This window comes from Dinoroseobacter sp. S124A, from assembly GCF_049801015.1.
GTDB lineage: Bacteria > Pseudomonadota > Alphaproteobacteria > Rhodobacterales > Rhodobacteraceae > Dinoroseobacter.
In genome coordinates this window covers 138,634-161,298 of record NZ_JBNAGD010000004.1, presented here as the reverse complement: position 1 = coordinate 161,298, position 22,665 = coordinate 138,634, and the positions used below count along the sequence as shown (strand labels likewise).

The following is a 22,665-nucleotide window of genomic DNA, read 5'->3' as shown; positions in this document are numbered from 1 at the left end:
ATCGACATCTGCACGAATAGCAATTTCGCCAATGCGCGATTTTCTATGCGTGTCCTGCTCGCACCTCGGGCCAGAGCCCGTATGGTGCGCGGCGGAGAACATATAACAACGAGGACGTGAGACATGCGCGTTTACTATGATCGCGATTGCGATGTGAACCTGATCAAGGACAAGAAGGTCGCCATTCTGGGCTACGGCTCCCAGGGCCACGCCCACGCGCTGAACCTGCGCGACAGCGGTGCCAAGAACCTCGTCGTCGCCCTGCGCGAAGGCTCGGCCTCGGCCAAGAAAGCCGAAGGCGAAGGCCTGCAGGTGATGGGGATTGCCGAGGCCGCCGCATGGTGTGACGTGATCATGTTCACCATGCCCGATGAGCTTCAGGCCGAGACCTACAAGAAATACGTCCATGACAATATCCGCGAAGGCGCCGCGATTGCCTTTGCCCATGGTCTGAACGTGCATTTCGGCCTGATCGAGCCGAAGCCCGGCGTGGACGTGATCATGATGGCGCCCAAGGGCCCGGGTCACACCGTGCGCGGCGAATACACCAAGGGCGGCGGCGTGCCCTGCCTCGTGGCCGTGGACACCGACGCCACCGGTCGCGCGCTGGAAATCGGCCTGTCCTACTGCTCCGCCATCGGTGGCGGTCGTTCGGGCATCATCGAGACCAACTTCCGCGAGGAATGCGAAACCGACCTCTTTGGCGAGCAGGCCGTGCTCTGCGGTGGTCTGGTCGAGCTGATCCGCATGGGCTTCGAGACCCTGGTCGAGGCGGGCTACGCCCCCGAGATGGCCTATTTCGAGTGCCTGCATGAGGTGAAGCTGATCGTGGACCTGATCTACGAAGGCGGCATCGCGAACATGAACTACTCGATCTCGAACACCGCCGAGTATGGCGAGTATGTCTCGGGTCCGCGCGTTCTGCCCTATGACGAGACCAAGGCCCGCATGAAAGCGGTTCTTACGGACATTCAGACCGGCAAATTCGTGCGTGATTTCATGCAGGAAAACACCGTGGGTCAGCCCTTCTTCAAGGGCACGCGCCGCCTGAACGACGAGCACCAGATCGAAGAAGTCGGCAAGCAGCTGCGCGGCATGATGCCGTGGATCTCGGCCGGCAAACTGGTCGACCAGGAGAAGAACTGAGTCCCCTGTTTCGACTTTGTCACTGCGAAAGCTCCGGTTCTGCCGGGGCTTTCTCTTTTGTCGATAATCGTGATACAAATTAAGCATATTTGGAGATTCTCATGGTCCGCCTGCTTACTTTTGTGCTCACTGTGTGTTTTGCGACCGCATCCCACGCCGTTCCGCTGCGCCTCAACTATGATGTCGAGGCGCTGGATAACGGCCTTTTTGCCTATGATTTCGAGGTTCGAACCACGATTGAGGATGGCGACTTCCTGCCCGGAATGACCTTCAACTGGTTCGTGATCGGTGTTGGCGTGCTGGGCGCGGCATCGGCCTTTGCCGAAGGCGCGGATTTCTTTCACGACACGCCGGATGGCGCGCGCGCCGGGGTGTCCTCGGGCTTTGTGAACGGGCCGGAGCTTTGCTTCAACGGTAGCTGCATCACACCGGGCTGGACACCGACCACCGTGGGCGAAAGCTTCAGCTTCAAGGGCATCTCCCAGTCGCTGGTCGAGGCCAGCGAGTTCGACTGGACCTTCCTGCACATGACGTCGCCCCTGGACGGGCAGACCACGCAGCAGTTGCAGATCATTGGCGGCGATGACCCGGATGACAACACGGCGCCTATTCCGCTGCCGGCACCGATCCTGCTCTTGGGGGCGGGTCTTGCCGGGCTGGCCGGCGCGTCGCGATTGCGCAAGCGCGCCGCCTGACAGCACCATACCTTCGCGACGAAAAAACCCGCCGAAATCGGCGGGTTTTGTGAGTCAGGACAAGGTCCTAGCTGTCCGAGCTGGTCTCCTCAGCCTTGACCGGGGCGGGCTCCGGATCCGGCTCGGCCGCGTTTTTCATGGCCACCATACCATCCTTCATGAACATGAAGACGGACAGTGCCAGCAAGGCCAGCAGCAGCACAATTCCAATAAAGTACATTCCTTAGCTCCCTTATACCCAGTTGCGAGGACGGCCAGCGGGCGCATTGGTCCCGAGATCCGCCTTTCCAAAATGTCGCAGGTTCAGGCAGTCGGTGCAAACACGAAGCCGAGAGCCGCGCTCAAAACCGCCGCGCCTGCCGGTTTTTTGAGCGCGTATACCGGATCACAGGGCGGCTTCGACCGCGCCCACGACGTCGTCCACGACCTGTTCCAGCAAGGTTTCGTCCCGGCATTCGGCCATGATCCGCACCAAGGGCTCGGTGCCGGATTTCCGGATCAGCAGCCGCCCCGTCCCCTCCAGCGCGGTTTCCGCCTGGCGGATCGCGGCCTTCACCGCGGCAGCCTCCAGCGGGTCCTGCCCGACCCCGTAGCGCACATTCTTCAGAAGCTGCGGCACCGGCGTGAAGCTCTGCTTGAGCTCTGAGGCCGAGCGCCCCTGCTGGACCATCTCGGCCAGGAATTGCAGCCCCGCCATCAGCCCGTCGCCGGTGGTGCCGTAATCGGTCATGACGATATGGCCCGATTGCTCGCCGCCAAGGTTCCAGCCCCCGCGCCGCATGGCCTCGACCACATAACGGTCCCCCACCGGCGTCCGCATCAGGCGCAGTCCCAGCGCCTCGAGATATTGCTCCAATCCGAGATTGGACATGACCGTGGCCACCAGCGTGTTGTCGCGCAGCATCCCCTGGGCGGCCCAGCGGGTCGCAAACAGCGCCATGATCTGGTCGCCATCGGCCAGATCGCCATTCTCATCGAGGATCATCACCCGGTCCGCGTCGCCGTCCAGACAGATCCCCACATCCGCCCCATGGGCGACCACCGCTTCCGCTGCCGAGCGCGGCGCGGTCGAACCGCAATCGAGGTTGATGTTCCGGCCATTGGGCGAAACGCCCACCGGGATCACCGTCGCGCCCAGCTCCCACAGAACCGCCGGAGCCGCCTTGTAAGCCGCGCCATTGGCGCAATCGATCACCACCTTCAGCCCATCGAGCCGGAGATGAGCGGGAAAGGTCCGCTTGGCCCGCTCGATATAGCGCCCGAGCCCGTCATCGATGCGCTTGGCCCGGCCGATATTCTTGGCCTGGGCCGGAATGACCTCGCCGCTCAGGATCTCTTCGATCTGGGTCTCGGCCTCATCGCTGAGTTTGTAGCCGTCGGGGCCAAAGAACTTGATCCCGTTATCATCCGCGGGGTTGTGGCTGGCCGAGATCATCACGCCCACATCCGCCCGCATGGATTGCGTCAGCAGGGCCACCGCCGGGGTCGGGATCGGCCCGAGCAGCAGCACATTCATGCCGGTCGAGGTGAAGCCCGCGGTCAGCGCGGTCTCGAACATGTAGCCCGAGAGCCGCGTGTCCTTGCCGATCACCACCCGGTGCGCCGCCGACTGATCCCGCCGGAAATAGCGGCCTGCCGCCGCCCCGAGACGAAGGGCGAACTCCGCCGTCATCGGTGCGGTATTGGCGGTGCCACGCACGCCGTCGGTGCCGAAGAATTTCCGTGCCATCAGAGCCCCTGCCCGTTCAACCTGTCTCCACCCGCGTCAGCGGATGCCAGAGCGCAAGCGCCTGGTGCGTTTCCTTTACATCATGAACGCGCAGGATCTGAACCCCTTGCGCGACCCCGTGCAGCGCCACGGCAAGGGATCCGGCCACACGGTCCCGCGCTTGGGCGGTTGCCGACAATGTCCCGATGAACCGCTTGCGCGACGCGCCCAAGAGAATTGCGCAGCCCAGCCCGTGAAACAGGCTGAGCCCACGCAGCAGGGCGAGGTTATGCTCCAGCGTTTTGCCGAACCCGATGCCCGGATCCACGAGCAGATCCGCACGCGCGATCCCGGCCGCCTCGGCACGGTCCACGTGAGCCTCCAGCGCGTCGTAGACATCAAAGAGCACATCCTCGTAGCGGGGATCGTCCTGCATCGTCTCAGGCGCGCCCTGGGCATGCATCAGGCAGGCCGGCAGGCCAAGACGGCGGGTCATCTCGGCCATGGTCGGGTCGAACCCGAAGGCGGACACGTCATTGATCAGGGTCGCGCCGGCGTTGGCTGCGGCCTCGGCCACCGCCGCCTTGCGCGTGTCGATCGAAATCGGCGCCACCACCCCCCGCGCCCGCAGATCCGCGATGACCGGCGCGGTACGCGAAATCTCTTCGGCGATGGCCACTTCCTGCGCGCCGGGCCGGGTGCTTTCCCCGCCGATATCAAGGAGATCCGCACCATCGGCCAGCATCTGCTCGGCTTGCGCCTGCGCCGCCGCCGGGGCATCGAAAAGCCCCCCATCGGAGAAACTGTCCGGGGTGGTGTTGAGGATGCCCATGATCTGCGGCACGTCCATGGACAAGCCGGAAATGTTGGTCCGCGGGGTGCAAAGGCGCGTCCGCACCGCCTCCGGAAGCTCCGCCGCCGCGAGCTGGATCGCGCGGCCGCCACGGTGCAGCACCTCGACCCGGTCAAACCAGACCCAGCCACCGGCAAGCTGCAGCGCGTCGGCACCAGGGGTCAGCGTTGGGATCGGACGGTAGTAGGGACGGCTCATGGGGCTTCGGATGTCACCAGTTCGCGGGCATCCAGCCGCGCGGCCAGCCATTCGGCGATGCCACGCGCATCCGTCGCCTCGGGCACGGGCCCATCCGTGGCGTCGAGCAGCATCTTGCCCGGGGCCCAGACCGTCATCTGCCCCTGCCGCAGGGCCCAGTCGATCTCGGTCCGGCTGTCCACCACCACGCAACGCGGGTCGCGCGCCGCGAGGATCCAGGCGTTCTGTTCAATCGCCAGCAGGTCGATCCGCCGCTGCGCCGCAGGGTGGCTGGCCTGCGGGCGCGCACCGGGCGCAGGCCCGACGCAGAGCACCACGGGCGCATCGCCTTGCTCCAACCTGTCGAGATGATGCGCCAGCGTCGTCGCCTCGATCATCTCGTCAGAAAACAGCACGATCCTCGGCTGGGGCACCGGGTCGCTGACCCGCTGGGCATCCTCGGGCGTGCGGACGATCTCGACACCCAGCGCATAGGGCCCCCGATCCAGCTTCTCGATCCGCACAAAGGCCCGCGCGGCCTTGGGGTCGGACAGGATGCGGTCGGCCACACGCTCGGCCAGGGTTTCCAGCAGGTTCAGGCGTTCCTCGGCCAGAGAGGCATGGATCGCTTCGGTGATCGTGTCATAGGACAGCACGCGGTCCACATCGTCACCCAGCGTCTCGGCGGCCATGCGCACCTCGACCACGACGTTGAAGCGAACCTTCTGGCGCGTGCCCCGCTCGGCCTGAAACGCGCCGATCTCGACCTCCAGCGTGTAATCCCGCAGGGAGATCCGGTCACGTCCATCCTCCGCGAGATGCGCCGCGCGGATCTCGGGATGCGCAAAGGCGCGCCGTGTTTCGTCATTCATGGAAAGGGCGTCCTCAAGCGCTCGGGGTCTGCCGGATGCTAGCACAGGCAGATCCGCTTGGGACAGACGGAACGCGTCCAATCAGAGGGTCAGCGCGACGCAGTCCGGTTCGGATAGAACTGACGATAGAAGCGGTGCACACCGATTTCGGCGGTCTTGATATAGGTCTTGGACCAGCTCGGGCGCACGGCCGTCGTATGATAATGCGTCGCGCCGTCGGTCAGGGACCGCTCGGCGGTCTCGAGGCTGAGCTTTGCAACCTTGCCCACGCTGTCCCAGGCACGCGGCTCCGAGATCCGCTCCGGATGGCCGTCGCAGGTATAAGTGAACTGGCACTGGTACTTGCGGCCCGTGCCCTGATTGATCACGCCACAGACCGAGTTCGGATACCGCGCCGATTCCACCCGGTTCAGGATGACTTCGGCCACAGCGAACTGACCCTTGATGCTCTCGCCCCGTGCCTCGAAATAGAGCGCCTCGGTCAGGCATTGCCAGGCTTCGCCACCCTCGGCCTTCGGCTGGGAATTGATCCATTCGCGGCTGTATTTCCGCTCTGCCGGCATGGGGCTGACCTCAACCGGTGCTGCCAGCTCCTCGAGCCGCGTCGGTGCAAGGGCAGACAGGCCACCCTCCTCGGCACCGAGCAGGCCGCGCAGCTCCAGATCGAGGGTCGCGGTCTGCGCGTTGGAGGTCGAGACGGTGACATCCGCAGACGCCATGCCAGTGCACATCACGACGAGACCCGTCGCAACGAGCTGTTTCACATCCAAAAAGCGCTTCATACCCAACCTCATCCGCAGCGCCGCAACACTCCGGGAGCAGACCCACAATGCACGGTATCGTTAACAGAGAGCCCCTCTCATGCGCTTTGCAGGTGCAGAAAACCTTCGCGCATGCAGCATAAGCCCACTGACGAACGGTTTGTTAAGAGATCGGGACAGCAGCGTCCACCCCAGCGTCATGCGGCATGGACAACGTCGGCGGTTCTTTGCCTTTTTTGCATCACCCGCCGCTGCGCAGGACTCTGCCCAAAATGTTGAATCGCCGTGGCTTTTTCTCGGCAGGAACCTCGGTCAGGGCAAGGTGGGCAGCCGCCATGCGCGCAACGGGTACCCGAAACGGTGAGCAGGAAACATAGTTAAAGCCCGCTTTTCGGCAAAAATCTATCGAATCGGGATCGCCCCCGTGTTCGCCACAAATCGACAGGGTCAAATCAGATCTGACGGAGCGGCCCCGCCCGGCGGCAAGGTTAAGCAATTCGCCCACGCCATCGGCATCCAGCGTATGAAATGGGTCTTCGGAGAACACGCCCTGCTGCACATAAGTGCCCATGAACCGGCCCGCATCGTCGCGGCTCAGGCCGTAGGTCATCTGGGTCAGGTCGTTGGTGCCGAAGGACAGGAAATCCGCGATCTCGGCGATCTCTCCGGCCTTGAGCGCGGCGCGCGGCGTCTCGACCATGACGCCCAGCCGGTAGCCAAAGCGCGTGCCCCGCTCGGTGCGCACCGCCGCCGCCACCGCGTCGATATTCGACTTGATCAGCTCGACCTCGCGCCGGGCCGAGACCAGTGGCAGCATGATCTCCGGCGTGATGATCGCCCCTTTGAGGCTGACATCCGCCGTCGCCTCGAAAATCGCCCGGGCTTGCATGGCATAGATCTCGGGGATTGCGATGCCGAGCCGCACACCGCGCATGCCCAGCATCGGGTTGTACTCGCTCAGCGCATCGATCCGCTGGGTCACGGTCGAGACCGGCAGATCCAGCGCCTCGGCCAAGTTCCAGATCCCGTCGCGGGAGGTGGGCAAAAACTCGTGCAGAGGCGGATCGAAGAGCCGGATCGTCACGGGCTTGCCGCGCATGATCTCGAAGAGGTGGACGAAATCCTCGCGCTGCATCGGCAGAAGACGCTCCAGCGCCGCCCCCCGCGCCTCGGCCGTGTCGGCAAAGATCATCTCGTGCATCACCGTCAGGCGATCTTCGTCGAAGAACATGTGCTCGGTCCGGCAGAGGCCGATCCCCTCGGCGTCAAAGCGTCGGGCGACCTCGGCATCGGCGGGCGTATCCGCATTGGCCCGGATGCCGATATCCCGGGCCTGATCGGCCCAGGCCATGAGCGTGCGGAAGGACCCGTCGAGCGATGGCTCCATCAGGCGCGGCGCCCCGGCCAGACAGGTCCCTGCCGTGCCATCAAGGGTGACCGTATCGCCCTCGGCAAAAACCCGGCCATCCGCTGAGGTCAGCTTTTTTTCCTTGGCATCCAAGGTGATATCGCGCGTGCCCACCACGCAGGGCTTGCCCAGCCCCCGCGCGATCACCGCCGCATGGCTCGTCATCCCGCCGCGCTCGGTCAGCACGCCCACGGCGGCATGCATGCCGCGAATATCCTCGGGCGAGGTCTCGGTGCGCACCAGAATGCAGGGCACTTCCTGAGCCTCGCAGGCCTGCGCGGCAGGTGCGGAAAAGACCAGCTGCCCCGTTGCCGCGCCGGGGCTTGCCGCCATGCCCTTGGCGATCACGTCCCGCCCCGCATCGAGCGCCACCTGACGGTGCAGCAGCTCCGGCAGAGCGCGCGGTTCGATCCGCAGCAGGGCGTCTTCCTTGCTGATCACCCCGCTCTCGGCGAGCGCCACGGCGATCCGGACCGCCGCGCGCGAGCTGCGCGGCACCTTGACCGCATCCAGCACACTCAGCCGCCCGGTATCGAGGGTGAACTCGATCTGCATCTCCTCGCGCAGCCCGTTGCGCAGGATGTCACTGAGCGATTGCAGCTCGGCAAATGCCTCTGGGCAGGCCTCCTCCAGCGAATGCCCGCGATGGTCGCGCGACAGATACATAGCCTCCTTGCGGCGGGCCAGCGCGTCGCGGCCCTGGGACTGGCTGAGATAGCGCCCGGTGATCTGCGGATGCCCGGTCTCGGAGCTGACGAACTGGATCACGCCCGAGCCGCTCTCGGGCGCGCCGAGCCCAAGCGCCATGCGCTGCACCACGAGCCCGAGCCCGGCCTCCACCGGTGCGCCCTTGGCCTGCCGCAGAAGCCGGGCCGAGGTCCCTTCCCAGGCCCGCGCCATGGATTTCAGTACGGCGGCGAGCTGATCCGCGGGGCTTTGGGGAAAGGGCTCCTCCATCTCGTCTTCATAGGCCGCCAACGCCTCGGTCAGCGCATCGCGCGTGGGCTCGGTCGGGCCGAAAAACTCGGGATCGAGCCGCGCCACCTCGACCGCAAAGGACTGGATGAAGCGCAAATAGATCGCCCGCGCCGCCTCGGACCCGATGGTCTCGGACAGGCTGAGCAGCATGGCGTCATTCATCCCGATATCGAGCACCGTGGACGGACCGCCCCATTCCTGCAGCTCGGGGCTCGGACGGACAGAGACCAGCGGATCCGCGCCGAAGCTCGACAGAAGGGCGGACATGTCGAACATCTGCCCCGCCGCAATCGCGCGCACGGTCTCAAAGCTCAGCGCCACCGTATGGGGCACCGGCATGTCGAGACGGATCAGCCGCTGGACACATTTCGCGCGCTGGCCGTGGGTTTCAGCCGACAGCGCAACAGTCCGGGTGATCTCGGTAAATGGCGCGCTCTTCTGCACCGCAGCGTCCTCCTGTTAGCGCTACGATAGACAGCGTGGTTGCATTTGCAACTACCCGAAAGTGGGCATGTCAGCGCGGCCCGGTGGGGTCAGACCCGGCGTCGGCACCCCGTCGGACAGGTGTCGGACATCTGTCGGGCAAGTGTCGGTCACCGGCGCGCGGTCCGGTAGGGCCTGCTTAACCCTCGATCCGGGTCAGATCGGCCACCGCGCCACAGGTCGTGCGGATCCGGCTCATCAGGTTGAGGCGGTTCCGGCGCAGGATGGCATTCTCGTCATTGACCTGCACGGCCTCGAAAAACGCATCCACCGGTCCGCGCAGCCCGGCCATGGCACTCATGGCAGCGGCAAAGTCCTCGGCCTCGAGCGCTGGGGTGATCGCCGCCTCGGCCGCATCCAGCGCCGCAAAGAGCGCCTTTTCCTCGGCGCTCTCAGCGAATTTCGGATCCGCGCCATAGGAATACTCCACCCCATCCGCCTCTTCGGCCTGGGTCAGGATGTTGTTGGCGCGCTTGAACCCCTGGAGCAGGTTCTCGCCATCCTCGGTCTTGAGCACCTCGGACAGCGCCCGTGCCCGCATGACCACGAGCAGCAGATCGTCATTGCCCGGCATAGCGAGGCAAGCGTCGATCACGTCATGGCGAATGCCCTCATCCCGCAGGAAGACCTTCAGGCGGTCGTGGAAGAAGCTCAGCAGATCGTTGGAGTTTTTAGGAGCAAGCTCGCCAATTAGAAGAAAGCCTGTAGAGGGCAGACCTCCTCGCTCAGCACAAACAGCTTTGAATGTCTCATCAAAGGAAGACGCTCCATCCAAGGCACTCAGAAGGTCGTTGGGTTCCTCCGCAGCAATTGGGTCGACCACAACGGTCATAGTGCGGACCAGCTGCGCTTCAAAGAAAGGTAAGAGAGGTAATCTCAACCCATTCTCCAACACCATCCGGATCACACCCAATGCAGCGCGGCGCAGCGCAAAAGGGTCTTTGGAGCCGGTGGGTTTTTCGTCGATGGCCCAGAATCCGGTCAGCGTGTCGAGCTTGTCGGCGAGCGCCACGGCCACGCTGAGCGGCGCGGTGGGGACCGCGTCCGAGGGGCCGAGGGGCTGGTAATGCTCTTCGGCGACGGCGGCGACTTCTGCCGGGTAGCCTCCGGCCTCGGCATAATAGCGGCCCATCAGACCCTGAAGCTCGGGGAACTCATAGACCATCTCGGAGCTGAGATCGGCCTTGGCGAGACCGGCGGCGAGGCGCGCGGCCTCTGCCTCCGCCCCAACCTGGGGCGCGAGCTCTGCGGCAAGATCCGCAATCCGGGCGATCCGCGCCTCCTGACTGCCCAGCTTGTTGTGGAACGTCACTGCGCCCAGCGCGTCGCGCCAAGTCTGCATGCCAGACTTGGCCACCCGCAGGTCATTCTCCCAGAAGAACTTCGCATCCGAGAGCCGCGCGGACAGAACCTTGCGGTTACCGGCCAGGATCATGGCCCCGTCATCGGCAGTCTCGTTATTGGCCACCGTCACAAATCGAACAATTTTCCCGGATTTCGGATCCCGAACCGAGAAAAACTTTTGATGTTCTTTCATTGAGGTCTGCAACACCTCTGGCGGCAGCTCGAGGAAGTCTTCGCCGATCTCCCCCATCAGAACCACGGGCCATTCGACCAGCCCGGCCACCTCGGCGAGCAATCCCTTATCCTCGACCACCTCGAGGCCCGAGGCAAAGGCCTGATTTGTGGCATCAGCCCATATGTGGTCGGCCCGCTCGGCGGGATCGAGGATCACCTTGGCCCGGCGCAGCTTGGCCTCGTAATCGTCAAACCCGGTCACCTTGATCTCGCCCGGCGCGAGGAAGCGGTGCCCCTCGGTCACGTCGCCCGCCACGATCCCGTCCACGCTCAGGGGGACGATCTCGCTCCCCTCTTCGTCGCGCAGCACGCAGAGGATGCGATGCAGCGGACGCACCCAGCGCAGGGAACCCGCGCCCCAGCGCATGGATTTCGGCCAGGGGAAGTTGCGGATCGTCGCCTCGAGCACTTCGGCAATGATCTCGGCCGCGGGACGGCCCGGCTTTTCGATCACGGCAAACAGGACGTCGCCCTTGGGCGTCTCGCGGGTCTCGAGATCCTCAAGCGCGAGCCCCGTGGATCGCAAAAACCCCGCCACGGCCTTCTCCGGCGCATCGGCGCGGGGGCCCTTACGTTCCTCGCGGACGGGCGCGGAGGCGCCCAGCATATCCGACACCACCAGTGTCAGGCGGCGCGGCGTGGCAAAGGCGCGCGCCCCGGCATAGGTCAGACCCGCCTCGACCAGGCCATCCGTCACCCGCTTGCGCAGGTCCTCAGCCGCCTTCGCTTGCATGCGGGCGGGGATTTCTTCGGAAAAAAGCTCGATCAGGAGGTCCGGCATAGGTCTCGTCCAAGGCTGTTCGGGGCGGGTTTAGCGGCCCGCGTGATAAGGGTCCAGTTCGAACCCCGGAAGGTCGGGCTGCGGTTAGTCGCGGGTCGGGCAGGCATCGCCCACGGGCGTGCCGTCATAGGTCTTTTCACCGCAATCGTTGATCTGGTGCCAGGCATAGGCCCGGCCATCCTCGGTCACGGCCACGATGCGGTCGACACCGAAATCGATGTTCTTCTCGCCCATGAAGGCAATCGCCGTGCCATCGCGGAGCTGTTCGCCCAGTGCCTCGGCGTCGAAACAGTCGAACCAGCCCGGCGCGACAAGCGGCTCGGCATCGTCGTAGATCTCGTAGCTCTCGGTCAGCAGGGCGAGGCTTTCGGGCGTGCGGAAACAGGCGCGGAAGCGCAGCGGGCTGGAGGATCCGTCGATCGCCTCGATCCCTTCAGCCAGCATCGCCTCGGGCGCGTCCTGCCCCCCGAGGGGGGTGAGCCGGATCGTCACCTGCTCGGCATCGACCTGTTCATAATAGGCGTAGACCTGGGTGTAATAGACCACCGCCCCGAAGATGAGTGCAAAGCCCACGAGCGCTCCTGCGACCAGCTTGCCGCCGTTCATGACGCGGCGGCGGCGGGCGTCCAGCCCCCGGCCTCGGTTTCGACAAAGGCATCGGCACAGGCCTTGGCCAGCGCGCGCACCCGGCCGATATAGGCCTGCCGCTCGGTGACCGAGATCACCCCGCGCGCATCGAGCAGGTTGAACAGGTGCGAGGCCTTGATGCACTGGTCATAGGCCGGGTGCACCATCACGATCCGCTTGCCAGTCTTGGGGTCGTCATAGGCCGCGTTCAGGGCTGCGGCGCATTCGGCTTCGGCCTCTTCAAAGTGCTTGAGCAGCACCGAGGTATCCGCCTGGTCGAAATTCCAGCGGGAATACTCGGCCTCGGTCTGACGGAAGACATCGCCATAGGTCAGCGGGATCGCCGCATCCGGGTCGTTGAAGGGCATGTCCATCACGTGATCCACGCCCAGAATGTAGATCGCCAGACGCTCGAGCCCGTAGGTCAGCTCGCCCGAGACCGGGCGGCAGTCATGGCCGCCGACCTGCTGGAAATAGGTGAACTGGCTGACTTCCATCCCGTCGCACCAGACCTCCCAACCGAGGCCCCAGGCGCCCAGCGTCGGGCTTTCCCAGTCATCCTCGACGAAGCGGATGTCATGCAGGGAGGCGTCGATCCCGATCGCCTCGAGCGAGCCGAGATAGAGCGCCTGCAGGTCGGGCGGGCTCGGTTTGATGATCACCTGATACTGGTAGTAATGCTGCAACCGGTTCGGGTTCTCGCCATAGCGCCCATCGGTGGGACGGCGCGAGGGCTGCACATAGGCCGCCGACCAGGCCCGGTCGCCCAGTGCGCGCAGGGTGGTGGCCGGGTGAAAGGTGCCAGCGCCGACCTCCATGTCATAGGGTTGCAGCACCGCGCAGCCTTTGGCCGCCCAGTAGTTTTGCAACCGCAGAATGATCTCCTGAAACGAGCGGGGGGTGTCCATGGGATGTGCCTTTGATCTCAACCGCGTTCTCAATAGGCAACAGCCCGGGCAGGGTCAACGCGGCCTGCCCCGGTTCCGCGTGCATCATTTACCAGAAATGCGTAGGTCTATCGCCACTATGTGGGCAATCGAAGCAAAATGAAGAGATACAGCGCGATGCGAACAGGTCTGGTGATAGCGGTCCTCGCGGCCATGTGGATGAGCCTTCTGCCGGGGCGGGCCCTCGCGCAGGAGCAGGTCTGGATCCAGATCGAGGCGCGACCGACCCTCAGCGCCGCCGAGGACAGGGCCCGCGCCTATGCGGGACGTCTGAACGATGTGGCCGGATACCGGTTGCAATCGGGCTGGTACGCGATCGCGCTGGGACCTTACGGCCCCGATGAGGCCGCAGCGGCGCTGAGCCGCTTGCGCGCGCTTGGCGATGTGCCGAATGACAGCTTTATCGCCGATGGCAGCCGGTATCGCGACGCGTTCTGGCCTCAGGGACAGTTGGGTCAGCGGGCGACGACCGATCCACTCCGGGCGCTGGAGCAGCGGGGCGCGGGCATTCCCGGCGAGGCCCCGGTTGCCCCGGTTCTGACCGTGACGCCGCCTGCCCCGCCCCCGGCGGATGAAACCCCTGCCCAGGCCCGGGCCAGCGAGCGGGCGCTCGACCGTCCGGCGCGGGAGCGCCTGCAGGAGGCGATGCAGTGGTTCGGACACTACACGGCGGCGATTGACGGTGCGTTCGGACCCGGCACGCGTCGCGCCATGTCCGCCTATCAAACCGCCCAGGGCGACGAGGTCACGGGCATCCTGACCAGCGCCCAGCGCGCGCGCCTGCTGGCCGATTGGCAGGCGGACTTGAGCACGCTCGGCATGGCCCCGGTGGTCAGTGCCGAGACCGGGATCGCGCTCGACATGCCGCTGGGCATGGTGCGGTTCGACCGGCTGGAGCCGCCCTTCGCCCATTACGAGGGCGACGGCGCGCGCAAGGCCCTGCTGATCAGTCAAGAGGGCAGCCCCGCAGGCCTCGCCGGGCTTTACGAGATCATGCAAACTCTGGAAGTGATCCCGCGCGAGGGCGCGCGGTCGCGCGGCGAGCGGTCCTTCGAGATCCGCGGGGCGAATGCCGAGATCGCCTCCTATACCTATGCAGCACTTGAGGATGGCGCGATCAAGGGCTTCACCCTGGTCTGGCCGCTGGCAGATGCCCGGCTGATGGAGCGCGCCGCCCAGATGATGCGCAGCAGCTTCACCGCACGGGAGGGCATCGTGCTCGACCCCGCCGCCGGGGATCCGGAGGCCGAACAGCGCATCGACCTGCTCTCAGGGCTTGAGATCCGGCAGCCTTTGCGTGCGGTTTCGGGCTTTTTCATCACCGCCGCCGGGGATGTCCTGACCACGGATACGGCCCTGCGCGCCTGCGGGCGGGTCACCATCGGTGACGAGATCGAGGCGGATATCCGGCTGGCCGATGCGGGTCTGGGCCTTGCGGTCCTGTCGCCGCGCGAGCGGGTTGCCCCGATGAGCGTCGCGCGGTTCCGCGATGGCGAGGCCCGGTTGCAATCCGAGATCGCGGTCTCGGGCTATTCCTATGCGGGCCTTCTGGGCGCGCCGACCCTGAGCTTTGGCACGGTTGCCGATCTGCGCGGGTTGCAGGGCGAGGCCGAGCTCAACCGGCTGGCCGTGGAGGTCGCACCGGGCGATGCGGGCGGGCCGGTTCTGGACACGCGGGGCGATGTGCTGGGCCTGTTGCTGCCGCGTCCCGAGGCGGGCAGCCGGGTCCTGCCGGGGGATGTCCATTTCGCCACGGATGCAGCCGCCATTGCCGGCTGGCTCGGAGAGGCGGGCGTCGAGATCGCGCTCGGGGATGCGGGCCCGTCCCTGCCGCCGGAGCGTCTCGCGATGCTGGCGGGCAACCTGACGGTGCTCGTCTCCTGCTGGGAATAGGGCCGATCAGGCGCGCCAGAACCGCACGGTAAAGAGCGCAAAGACCACCATCAGCTCGAGCCGTCCGATCAGCATGGCGGCCGAGAGGATCCATTTCGCGCTGTCATTCAGCCCGGCGAAATTACCCGCCGGGCCGATCTCATCCCCGAGACCGGGGCCGATATTGCCCAGCGCCGTGGCCGCGCCGGAGACCGAGGTCACGAAATCGAGCCCGGTCAGCGCCAGCAGCACCGACAGGATGCCCAGCGACACGGTGAACATAACGAAAAACGCCATCACCGAGGAGAGCACATCCTCCGAGACCGGCTTGCCCCCGTAGCGCGGGGTGAAGATGCCGTTGGGCGAGTGGATCCGCCGGATCTGGGCGAGGATCGAGGCAAAGAGCAGCTGGTACCGGAAGATCTTGATCGAACAGGCGGTTGAGCCCGCGCAGCCGCCGATCAGCCCGGCAAAGAACAGCACCACGACCGGGAAGGTCCCCCAGAGCATGTAATCCGTGCTGGCATAGCCCGTGCCGGTGAGGATCGAGACCGTGTTGAAGGTCGCCTCGCGAAAGCTCGTCTCGCTGGGCTGGTCGATCATGGTCATCTTCCACGCCGCGATCAGCAGCACGACCGTGGTCACCGTCATGAAAAACGCCCGGACCTGCACGTCTTGCAGGATTGGACGGGCGGTGCCGCTGAGCATCTGGACATAGCGGACGAAGGGCAGTGCCGCGAGCAGCATGAAGATCACGGCGGCGTATTCCATGGCGCCGGAAAACGCGCCGAAGCTGGCGTCGGAATTGGCAAAGCCCCCGGTCGCGACGGTGGTCATGGCGTGGATCACCGCATCGAACCCCGTCATGCCCAGCACCAGATAGGTCAGCGCGCAGACCCCCGTCAGCCCGAGATAGATCACCGAGATCCGGCTCGCGATCTGGGTGGCGCGGGGCAGGATCTTGCCAATCGTGTCAAAGCCTTCGGAGCGGAAGATCTGCATCCCGCCGATCCGCAGCTCGGGCAGGAACACCATGGCCACGACGATGATCCCGATCCCGCCGAACCACTGCATCAGGCCGCGCCAAAGCAGGAGCCCCGGCGGCAGGCTCTCGAGCCCGGAAAACACCGTGGAGCCCGTGGTGGTCAGGCCTGACATCGCCTCGAAGAACGCATCCACATAGCGCGCCTCGGTCGCGCCGAAGACAAAGGGCAGCGCGGCGAAGATCGGCAGGGCGAGCCAGACGCCCGTGGTCAAAAGGAAGGTCTGCTGGATATTGAGCCGCTCGCCCACCCCGTTGGAACAGGCAATGGCGATAAGCCCGCCGCACAGCGCCGAGATGATCGCGGATTCCAGGAAGGCCGGCCAATGGTCGTTCCCCGCCAGCAGGTCGGCCGCCATGGGCAAGAGCATCGACGCCCCCAGCACCGCCACCAGCAGGCCGATCACATATCCAACGGGGCGCAGATCAAACATGGGGCGCAGGCTTGGCCGGGCGCGGGCGCACTGTCAACGGCTTCGCTCAGCTCTTGGTCTTGAAGAGCGCGGCGTGGCTGTCCTTTTCCTTGCGGAAATCGGCCCGTTTCTCGGCATGAAGCGCCCGGCCCGCCTGCACGCCGGGGCGCGCGCCCACGGTCTCGAGCCAGCGGGCGAGGTTGGGCTTGTCCTCCAGCGTCTGCTGCTGACCTTCCCAGAGCGATGCCCAGCCCCAGGCCGCCATGTCGGCAATCGAATAGAAGTCGCCCGCGAGGTATTCGTGCTTGGCCAATTGCCGGTCCATCACCCCGTAAAGCCGCCCGGTCTCGGCCCGGTAGCGGTCCTTGGCATAGGGCAGGTCATTGGGCGGCTCCATTGCCGGGGCGTATTTCAGGAAGTGATGGGCCTGTCCGGCCATGGGGCCGAGCCCGCCCATCTGCCACATGAGCCACTGGTCCACGGCGATGCGGTCCCGTTCGGTCGGGCCGCCGAACTGCCCGGTTTTGCGCGCCAGATATTGCAGGATCGCCCCGGATTCAAAAATCGAGATCGGCGCGCCATCGGGGCCATCCGGATCAACGATCGCGGGCATCCGGTTGTTCGGCGCGATGGCGAGGAAGTCGGGCTTGAACTGGTCCCCTGCCCCGATATTGACCAGATGGGTCTCGTAAGGCAGGCCCATTTCCTCGAGACAGATCGACACTTTCCAGCCGTTTGGCGTGGGCCAGAAATAGAGATCGATGGGCTGGGTCATGGCGCGGGGCTCCTTGGATGCTCCGCCTGACTATGGCGAGGGCGGGGCCCCGCTGGCAAGGGGGCGCGGCGGGGCGAGCTCGCGCAGGGCGCGCGGCCCCCGTTCGGTCAGCAGCGCGGAATAAAGATCCATCGCCCCGTCCCGAAGATAAGCGCTCCAGTGACAGACTCGGTGGTGGCGCGGGGCCACCGCGTGGCCGAGGGCGGCGAGATTGGCGAGCTCCGCATCGGAATCGAGGGTCAGGGACACCCAGCGTTCCGCCTCGGGCGGGCGCCGCCCGAGGGCCGGGCCCGCCTGCGGGTGGCGGCGCAGGGCCTGCTCCAGCAGCCGGTCAAAGAGCCAGTTCTCCGTCGGGCTGATCTGCAGCACTTCGACCCCCTGCGCCCCGGGACATCCCAGCACGGTCTCGGCATGATCCGCCAGATCCGCCGGTGCCAGCAAGATCACCCGCTGAATCATCGCGCCCGGCAGCCGCGCCATGGCCGCAAGCACCACCCGCGCGCCGAGGGAATGGGCCATGACATGGATCGGGCGGGCCGGGAATTGCCGGTTCAGCCGCGTGATCAGCGCCGCGAGCCGGGCCCCGACCTGTTCCGCGGCCCCAAAGGCCTCGGCAAAGCGTCCGCGCGCGTCCCAACCCACGGGCAGGCAGAGCCCGGGATCCGTTTCCGCATCCCGAAACCCCAGCGCCATGGGCCAGGAGCCCTTGCGCCTGGGCAGGCTCTGGGCACAGGGCATGGTGGCATAGAGGCTGTCATGGGGATTGCTCGGGCCCCGCAGCGGGGAATAGCGATACCCGTGCAGCAGCAGGACAATCGGCGCGGTGCTGTCGCCGCGGGCGGCGGCCCTGCCCAGCGCGGCATTCAGGCTTCGCCCGCTCTGGGCCGGGCGGATGTCCTCAGGGGTCACGGTCAGGTTGAGAACGGGCATGGGGCTCCCTCTCTCTGCATACACAAGATGTTGTGGACGGCGGATAGTCTGAGACTACGAACCCGGCGTGAAACTTTCGTTAGACTTCCGTGACGGTGCTTGACCGTCACACGCAACGCCCCTACACCCGCGACACCGTGGTGATTTGTTGCCGGATTGCAGGCCACGTAAAACAAGCTGCTAAAAGGACGCGGATCCCCCCGAGCCCGTCCGGCTGCGGGGGTTTTTCGTGCCCGGATTTGGACCGCCCGGCGCGACAGGAGACGACGACAATGACAGAACGCAGCACCCGGACGAAACTGGTGCATAGTGGCACCCGGCGCAGCCAGTATGGCGAGGTGGCCGAGGCGATCTACCTCACCCAGGGCTTCGTATACGACACGGCCGAGGCCGCCGAGGCCCGGTTCATCGAGGCCGGTGAGGACGAATTCATCTATGCCCGCTACGGCAACCCGACCGTGCGGATGTTCGAGGACCGCATCGCCGCGGTCGAGGGCACCGAAGACGCCTTTGCCACGGCCAGCGGCATGGCGGCGGTGAACGGGGCGCTGACCTCGATGCTGCGGGCGGGCGATCACGTGGTCTCGGCGCGCGCGCTGTTCGGCTCCTGTCTCTATATCCTCGAGGACATCCTGAGCCGCTACGGCGTCGAGGTGACCTTTGTCGATGGCACCGATCTGGCGGCCTGGGAGGCCGCGATCCGGCCCGAGACCAAGGCCGTGTTCTTCGAGACGATCTCGAACCCGACCCTCGAGGTGATCGACATCGCCGCCGTGGCCGAACTGGCCCATGCGGTGGGTGCGCTGGTGATCGTGGACAACGTGTTTGCCACGCCGATCTTCAGTCGCGCGGTGGATCTGGGGGCGGATGTGGTGGTCTATTCCGCGACCAAGCATATCGACGGTCAGGGCCGCTGCCTGGGCGGGGTGATCTGCGGCACCAAGCAGTTCGTGCGCAAGGTGGCAGAGCCCTATCTCAAGCATACGGGCGGCTCGCTCAGCCCGTTCAACGCATGGGTCATGCTCAAGGGGATGGAGACGCTCGACCTGCGCGTCCGGGCCCAGGCCGAGACCGCCACGAGGCTGGCCCAAGAGCTTGAGGGGCACGCCGCCTTGTCGCAAGTGCTCTTCCCACATCTGCCGAGCCATCCGCAGCACGCGTTGGCCAAGGCGCAGATGGCGGCGGGCGGGACGGTTCTGGCCCTAGATATCGCCGGGGGCAAGGAGGCGGCGTTCCGGTTCCTGAATGCGCTGGAGATCGTGACCATCTCGAACAATCTCGGGGATGCGAAGTCCATCGCGACCCATCCGGCCACCACCACCCACCAGCGTCTGACCCCCGAGCAGCGCGCGGAACTTGGCATCTCGGACGGATTGATCCGCCTGTCCGTCGGTCTCGAGGATGCCGGGGATCTGGCCGGGGATATTCTCGGCGCTCTGGCCGCGGTCTAGGACCGGCAGAAAACCCCACCGGGCGCGTTTCGCGATCTTTGAAAGATTTCAGAGATTTATGTGATCCGCCCCCGGACCTGCTGCGTATCCTTATCAAAGAGATGCTGGAAAACAGGTGTCTGGCCCCCATGTTATGACGGGCCGTGACTTGGGATGCGAAGGGGCTGCCCACATGAATATTCATACACCGGAACTTGACAGACTGCCGAACCGTGACGAGGCCGCCTATGCGCTGGCCACGTTGCGCGCCTGGGCCGAAAGGGCCTCGGCGGCGGAGATCGAGACCCTCGATCCCTCGGTCGCGCGTCTGTTGCCCGGTGATCCTGCGGATTACCCGGCGCTGGCCCGGGCCTATCCCGAGGATTTCGCGGTCGACGCCGCCTACAAGGACAGCCTGCCCGATCTGCAGAACGGGCCCTCCAGCCTGATCCGCGGGGCCAAGGCCCAGATCCAGCATGTCGGGATTTCCAACTTCCGGTTGCCGATTAAGTTCCACACGCGGGACAATGGCGACCTGACCCTGGAAACCAGCGTGACCGGATCCGTCAGCCTGGAGGCCGAGAAGAAGGGCATCAACATGTCCCGGATCATGCGGACCTTCTACAAGCAGGCGGATCAGACCTTCAGCTTTGACGTGATCGAACGGACGCTGGATGCCTACAAGACCGACCTCGAAAGCTTCGATGCGCGGATCCAGATGCGGTTCAGCTTCCCGATGCAGATCGAGAGCCTACGCTCGGGCCTGTCGGGGTATCAGTATTACGACATCGCGCTCGAAGTGGTGGATGTGAACGGCACGCGGCGCAAATTCATGCATCTCGACTATGTGTACTCGTCGACCTGCCCTTGCTCGCTCGAGCTGTCGGAACATGCCCGTCAGTTCCGCGGGCAGCTCGCCACGCCCCATTCCCAGCGCTCGGTCGCGCGGATCTCGGTCGAGCTGACCTGCGAGGCCTGCGACTGCCTGTGGTTCGAGGATCTGGTGGAGCTTTGCCGCGACGCGATCCCCACCGAGACCCAGGTGATGGTCAAGCGCGAGGACGAGCAGGCCTTTGCCGAACTGAACGCCGCCAACCCGATCTTTGTCGAGGATGCGGCGCGCAGCTTCTGCCAGGCGCTGCAGCGCGATGACCGGATCGGAGATTTCCGCGTGGTGGCCAGCCATCAGGAAAGCCTGCACAGCCATGACGCCGTGAGCGTGCTGACCGAGGGCCCGACCTTCGCCAGCGACAGCCTCGACCCGCGGCTCTTCCAAACTCTGTTCCATGTGGGGTGACCGCCGCCCCATCGGCGCAGAGGCCAAAGGCGCGTCCCCCGGGGCGCGCCTTTTCTACGAGTGCTCTTCGGCGGCGGTCTCGGCCAGGGCCCGGTTCAGCGCCTTGAGCGCATCCACCTGAAAGAGTGCCCCCAGAAGCTGGGGCGGTGTGTCCTCGCCCCCGAGGCTGACCACGGGGATGTAGTCGTGATTGGCCCGGTCAAAGACCGGCATCGCGGTTTCGAGACTGGCATTGCCGTCGAAATAGACCCCCTCCCCGATCAGATCCCAGCAGGTCGCCTCCTCGGCGGCGCGGGGATGGCCCATGGGGCGCATGATCTTGAGGATCCGCACGGTGCTGAGCAGATAGGCCTGCGGCCCGGCGGCCAGATGGACATCGCGACGCTCGAGCTGGGTGAGAAAGAAGGACCGGTCCACCATCCGGCTGGCCAGCGCCGTGGAAAGCGACACCGCCACCATCACCGCAAGGCCCGTCTGCCAGTCCCCGGTCAGCTCGAACACGATCAGCGTCGTCGAGATCGGCGCGCCCAGGACGGCGGCAGCCACGGCCCCCATTCCCGCCAGCGCATAGAGCACTTCGGAGCCCGAGACATCCGGGAAGACGCTGGTGGCGATCATCCCGAAGGCCAGTCCGGTCAGCGCCCCGACCATCAGCGAGGGCGAGAAGATCCCGCCCCCCATGCGCCCGGCCATGGTGATGGCCACGGCAATGACCTTGAGGATGGCAAAGACGATCGCCTCATGGAGCAGAAGCTGCCCGGTCAGGGCGTTGGTCGTCGTCTCGTAGCCGACGCCGATGATATGCGGGAACCAGATGGCGAGACCGCCCAGCAGGAGCCCCGCGCAGGCCGGGCGCAAGTAGCGCGGCAGCCCCGTGCGGGCCTGGAGGTAATTGCCCAGATCCTCGGTCCAGAAAACGGATTTCATCAGGATCACCGCGATGACCCCCGAGACAAGCCCCAGAAGAAGGAAGGCCGGAAGCTCGATATAAAACGCCAGCGCGGTGGCATCCGGCAGGGAGAACTCGGTGACATCGCCAAACTCGAGCCGGTTGATCACCGTGCCTGCGACCGAGGCGATGACGATGGGGGCAAAGGCGTGGACCGCGAAATGGCGCAGCACCACCTCGAGCGCAAAGAGCGCGCCGGCGATCGGCGCGTTGAACGAGGCCGAGACGGCGGCGGCCACGGCGCAGCCCAGCAGGTCGCGCCCGGTGATCCCGTCGGCATGGATCCGGTTGCTGACCCAACTCGAGATCACGGCGGCTAGGTGGACGACCGGCCCCTCCCGCCCGGTTGAGCCCCCGGTCGACAGCGTGATCCACGAGGCCAGGGCCGAGGCGAGGCCCGCCCGTTTTTCGACCCGGCCCTCATGGAGGGCCGCCCCCTCGATCACATCCGCCACCGAGCGCACGCGCCCGTCATTGGTGAAAATATGAAGCAGAATGCCCACCGCGAGGCCGCCGAGGGTCGGCACGATCACCAGCCAGTACCAGGGCAGCCCATCCGCATGGGCCAGCAAGGCGCGCACATCTTCATGCCCGTACATCAGGGTCTGGAGCCAGATGATCCCCTTGCGAAAGAGCAGTGCCACGAAGCCCGCGGCGATCCCCACGGCGAGGGCGATGAACCAGAACTGGATCTGGCTCGGCCCCTGACGGCGCACGGTCGCAACCATGCGGTGCCAGCTGCTGCGCAGCGCAGCGCGTTGCTGGGCGAGGAAACCTTGGGGCGGGTTCGACATGAGGCGCGGGCCACCGTCCTTGCGACGGGCAGGAGAAACGACGCCCTCACGCTACGCCGTCGCGCGCGCGAGACCAAGGGCGCGCCCTGTCGCGCCGGGCAAGGGTGATCAATGTTTCGGAGCCGCAACGTTCCGTGTCGGGTATGGCG

18 protein-coding genes and 1 riboswitch are annotated in these 22,665 nt (G+C 65.6%); of the genes, 5 read left to right on the top strand and 13 right to left on the bottom strand.

Features of this window, described 5'->3' with window-relative positions:
• The first annotated feature begins 123 nt into the window (after positions 1-123).
• Complete coding sequence (gene ilvC / locus ACP15I_RS11255; protein WP_424965783.1) at positions 124-1,146, top strand: ketol-acid reductoisomerase; 1,023 nt, start codon at positions 124-126, stop codon at positions 1,144-1,146.
• 101 nt (positions 1,147-1,247) lie between these two features.
• Complete coding sequence (locus tag ACP15I_RS11250; protein ID WP_424975157.1) at positions 1,248-1,841, top strand: hypothetical protein; 594 nt, start codon at positions 1,248-1,250, stop codon at positions 1,839-1,841.
• A 67-nt stretch (positions 1,842-1,908) separates the two neighbouring features.
• Here ACP15I_RS11250 and ACP15I_RS11245 read toward each other — a convergent pair whose 3' ends face one another.
• The 9 genes from ACP15I_RS11245 to ACP15I_RS11205 all read right to left on the bottom strand — a co-directional run bounded on the left by ACP15I_RS11245 (position 1,909) and on the right by ACP15I_RS11205 (position 12,975).
• Positions 1,909-2,061: a hypothetical protein gene (locus tag ACP15I_RS11245; protein ID WP_424965781.1), complete on the bottom strand. Its 153-nt coding sequence runs from the start codon at positions 2,059-2,061 to the stop codon at positions 1,909-1,911.
• A 165-nt stretch (positions 2,062-2,226) separates the two neighbouring features.
• Entirely contained in the window at positions 2,227-3,570 is a 1,344-nt protein-coding gene (gene glmM, locus ACP15I_RS11240) for a phosphoglucosamine mutase (RefSeq protein WP_424975156.1), read from the bottom strand.
• Between the two features lie 16 nt (positions 3,571-3,586).
• Entirely contained in the window at positions 3,587-4,600 is a 1,014-nt protein-coding gene (gene folP / locus ACP15I_RS11235; RefSeq protein WP_424975155.1) for a dihydropteroate synthase, read from the bottom strand.
• Positions 4,597-5,451 (bottom strand): dihydroneopterin aldolase, encoded by an 855-nt coding sequence (locus tag ACP15I_RS11230; protein WP_424975154.1) that lies wholly within the window; start codon positions 5,449-5,451, stop codon positions 4,597-4,599. Before ACP15I_RS11230 ends, folP begins: the two co-directional genes overlap by 4 nt.
• An 89-nt stretch (positions 5,452-5,540) precedes the next feature.
• Positions 5,541-6,233, bottom strand: a complete 693-nt coding sequence (locus tag ACP15I_RS11225) for a cell wall hydrolase (protein WP_424965777.1) — start codon at positions 6,231-6,233, stop codon at positions 5,541-5,543.
• Between the two features lie 220 nt (positions 6,234-6,453).
• Positions 6,454-9,042 (bottom strand): putative PEP-binding protein, encoded by a 2,589-nt coding sequence (locus tag ACP15I_RS11220; RefSeq protein ID WP_424975152.1) that lies wholly within the window; start codon positions 9,040-9,042, stop codon positions 6,454-6,456.
• 178 nt (positions 9,043-9,220) lie between these two features.
• Positions 9,221-11,440, bottom strand: a complete 2,220-nt coding sequence (gene glyS / locus ACP15I_RS11215) for a glycine--tRNA ligase subunit beta (protein ID WP_424975151.1) — start codon at positions 11,438-11,440, stop codon at positions 9,221-9,223.
• Between the two features lie 84 nt (positions 11,441-11,524).
• Positions 11,525-12,046 (bottom strand): DUF6446 family protein, encoded by a 522-nt coding sequence (locus ACP15I_RS11210; RefSeq protein ID WP_424965774.1) that lies wholly within the window; start codon positions 12,044-12,046, stop codon positions 11,525-11,527.
• Positions 12,043-12,975, bottom strand: coding sequence for a glycine--tRNA ligase subunit alpha (locus ACP15I_RS11205; protein WP_424965773.1), 933 nt, complete (start codon positions 12,973-12,975; stop codon positions 12,043-12,045). Before ACP15I_RS11205 ends, ACP15I_RS11210 begins: the two co-directional genes overlap by 4 nt.
• Before the next feature lie 156 nt (positions 12,976-13,131).
• Between ACP15I_RS11205 and ACP15I_RS11200 the strand changes: the two genes are divergently transcribed.
• On the top strand, positions 13,132-14,907 hold the full coding sequence (locus tag ACP15I_RS11200; RefSeq protein WP_424975150.1) for a serine protease: 1,776 nt from the start codon (positions 13,132-13,134) through the stop codon (positions 14,905-14,907).
• A 6-nt stretch (positions 14,908-14,913) separates the two neighbouring features.
• Here ACP15I_RS11200 and ACP15I_RS11195 read toward each other — a convergent pair whose 3' ends face one another.
• From ACP15I_RS11195 to ACP15I_RS11185, 3 genes are read right to left on the bottom strand one after another with little or no spacing between them, the layout of a single operon-like run.
• On the bottom strand, positions 14,914-16,362 hold the full coding sequence (locus tag ACP15I_RS11195; protein ID WP_424975149.1) for a TrkH family potassium uptake protein: 1,449 nt from the start codon (positions 16,360-16,362) through the stop codon (positions 14,914-14,916).
• 46 nt (positions 16,363-16,408) lie between these two features.
• Entirely contained in the window at positions 16,409-17,116 is a 708-nt protein-coding gene (locus tag ACP15I_RS11190; protein WP_424975148.1) for a glutathione S-transferase N-terminal domain-containing protein, read from the bottom strand.
• 30 nt (positions 17,117-17,146) lie between these two features.
• Complete coding sequence (locus tag ACP15I_RS11185) at positions 17,147-18,046, bottom strand: alpha/beta hydrolase (protein WP_424975147.1); 900 nt, start codon at positions 18,044-18,046, stop codon at positions 17,147-17,149.
• Positions 18,047-18,173: 127 nt separating this feature from the next.
• Positions 18,174-18,250: riboswitch (SAM riboswitch) on the top strand.
• Between the two features lie 68 nt (positions 18,251-18,318).
• Here ACP15I_RS11185 and metZ point away from each other — a divergent pair.
• Both metZ and folE2 read left to right on the top strand, forming a co-directional pair.
• Complete coding sequence (metZ, locus tag ACP15I_RS11180; RefSeq protein WP_424975146.1) at positions 18,319-19,497, top strand: O-succinylhomoserine sulfhydrylase; 1,179 nt, start codon at positions 18,319-18,321, stop codon at positions 19,495-19,497.
• 172 nt (positions 19,498-19,669) lie between these two features.
• Entirely contained in the window at positions 19,670-20,773 is a 1,104-nt protein-coding gene (folE2, locus tag ACP15I_RS11175; protein WP_424975145.1) for a GTP cyclohydrolase FolE2, read from the top strand.
• A 54-nt stretch (positions 20,774-20,827) separates the two neighbouring features.
• Here folE2 and ACP15I_RS11170 read toward each other — a convergent pair whose 3' ends face one another.
• A complete protein-coding gene (locus tag ACP15I_RS11170; protein WP_424975144.1) occupies positions 20,828-22,516 on the bottom strand; it encodes a chloride channel protein in 1,689 nt (562 codons plus the stop codon).
• Positions 22,517-22,665: the final 149 nt, after the last annotated feature.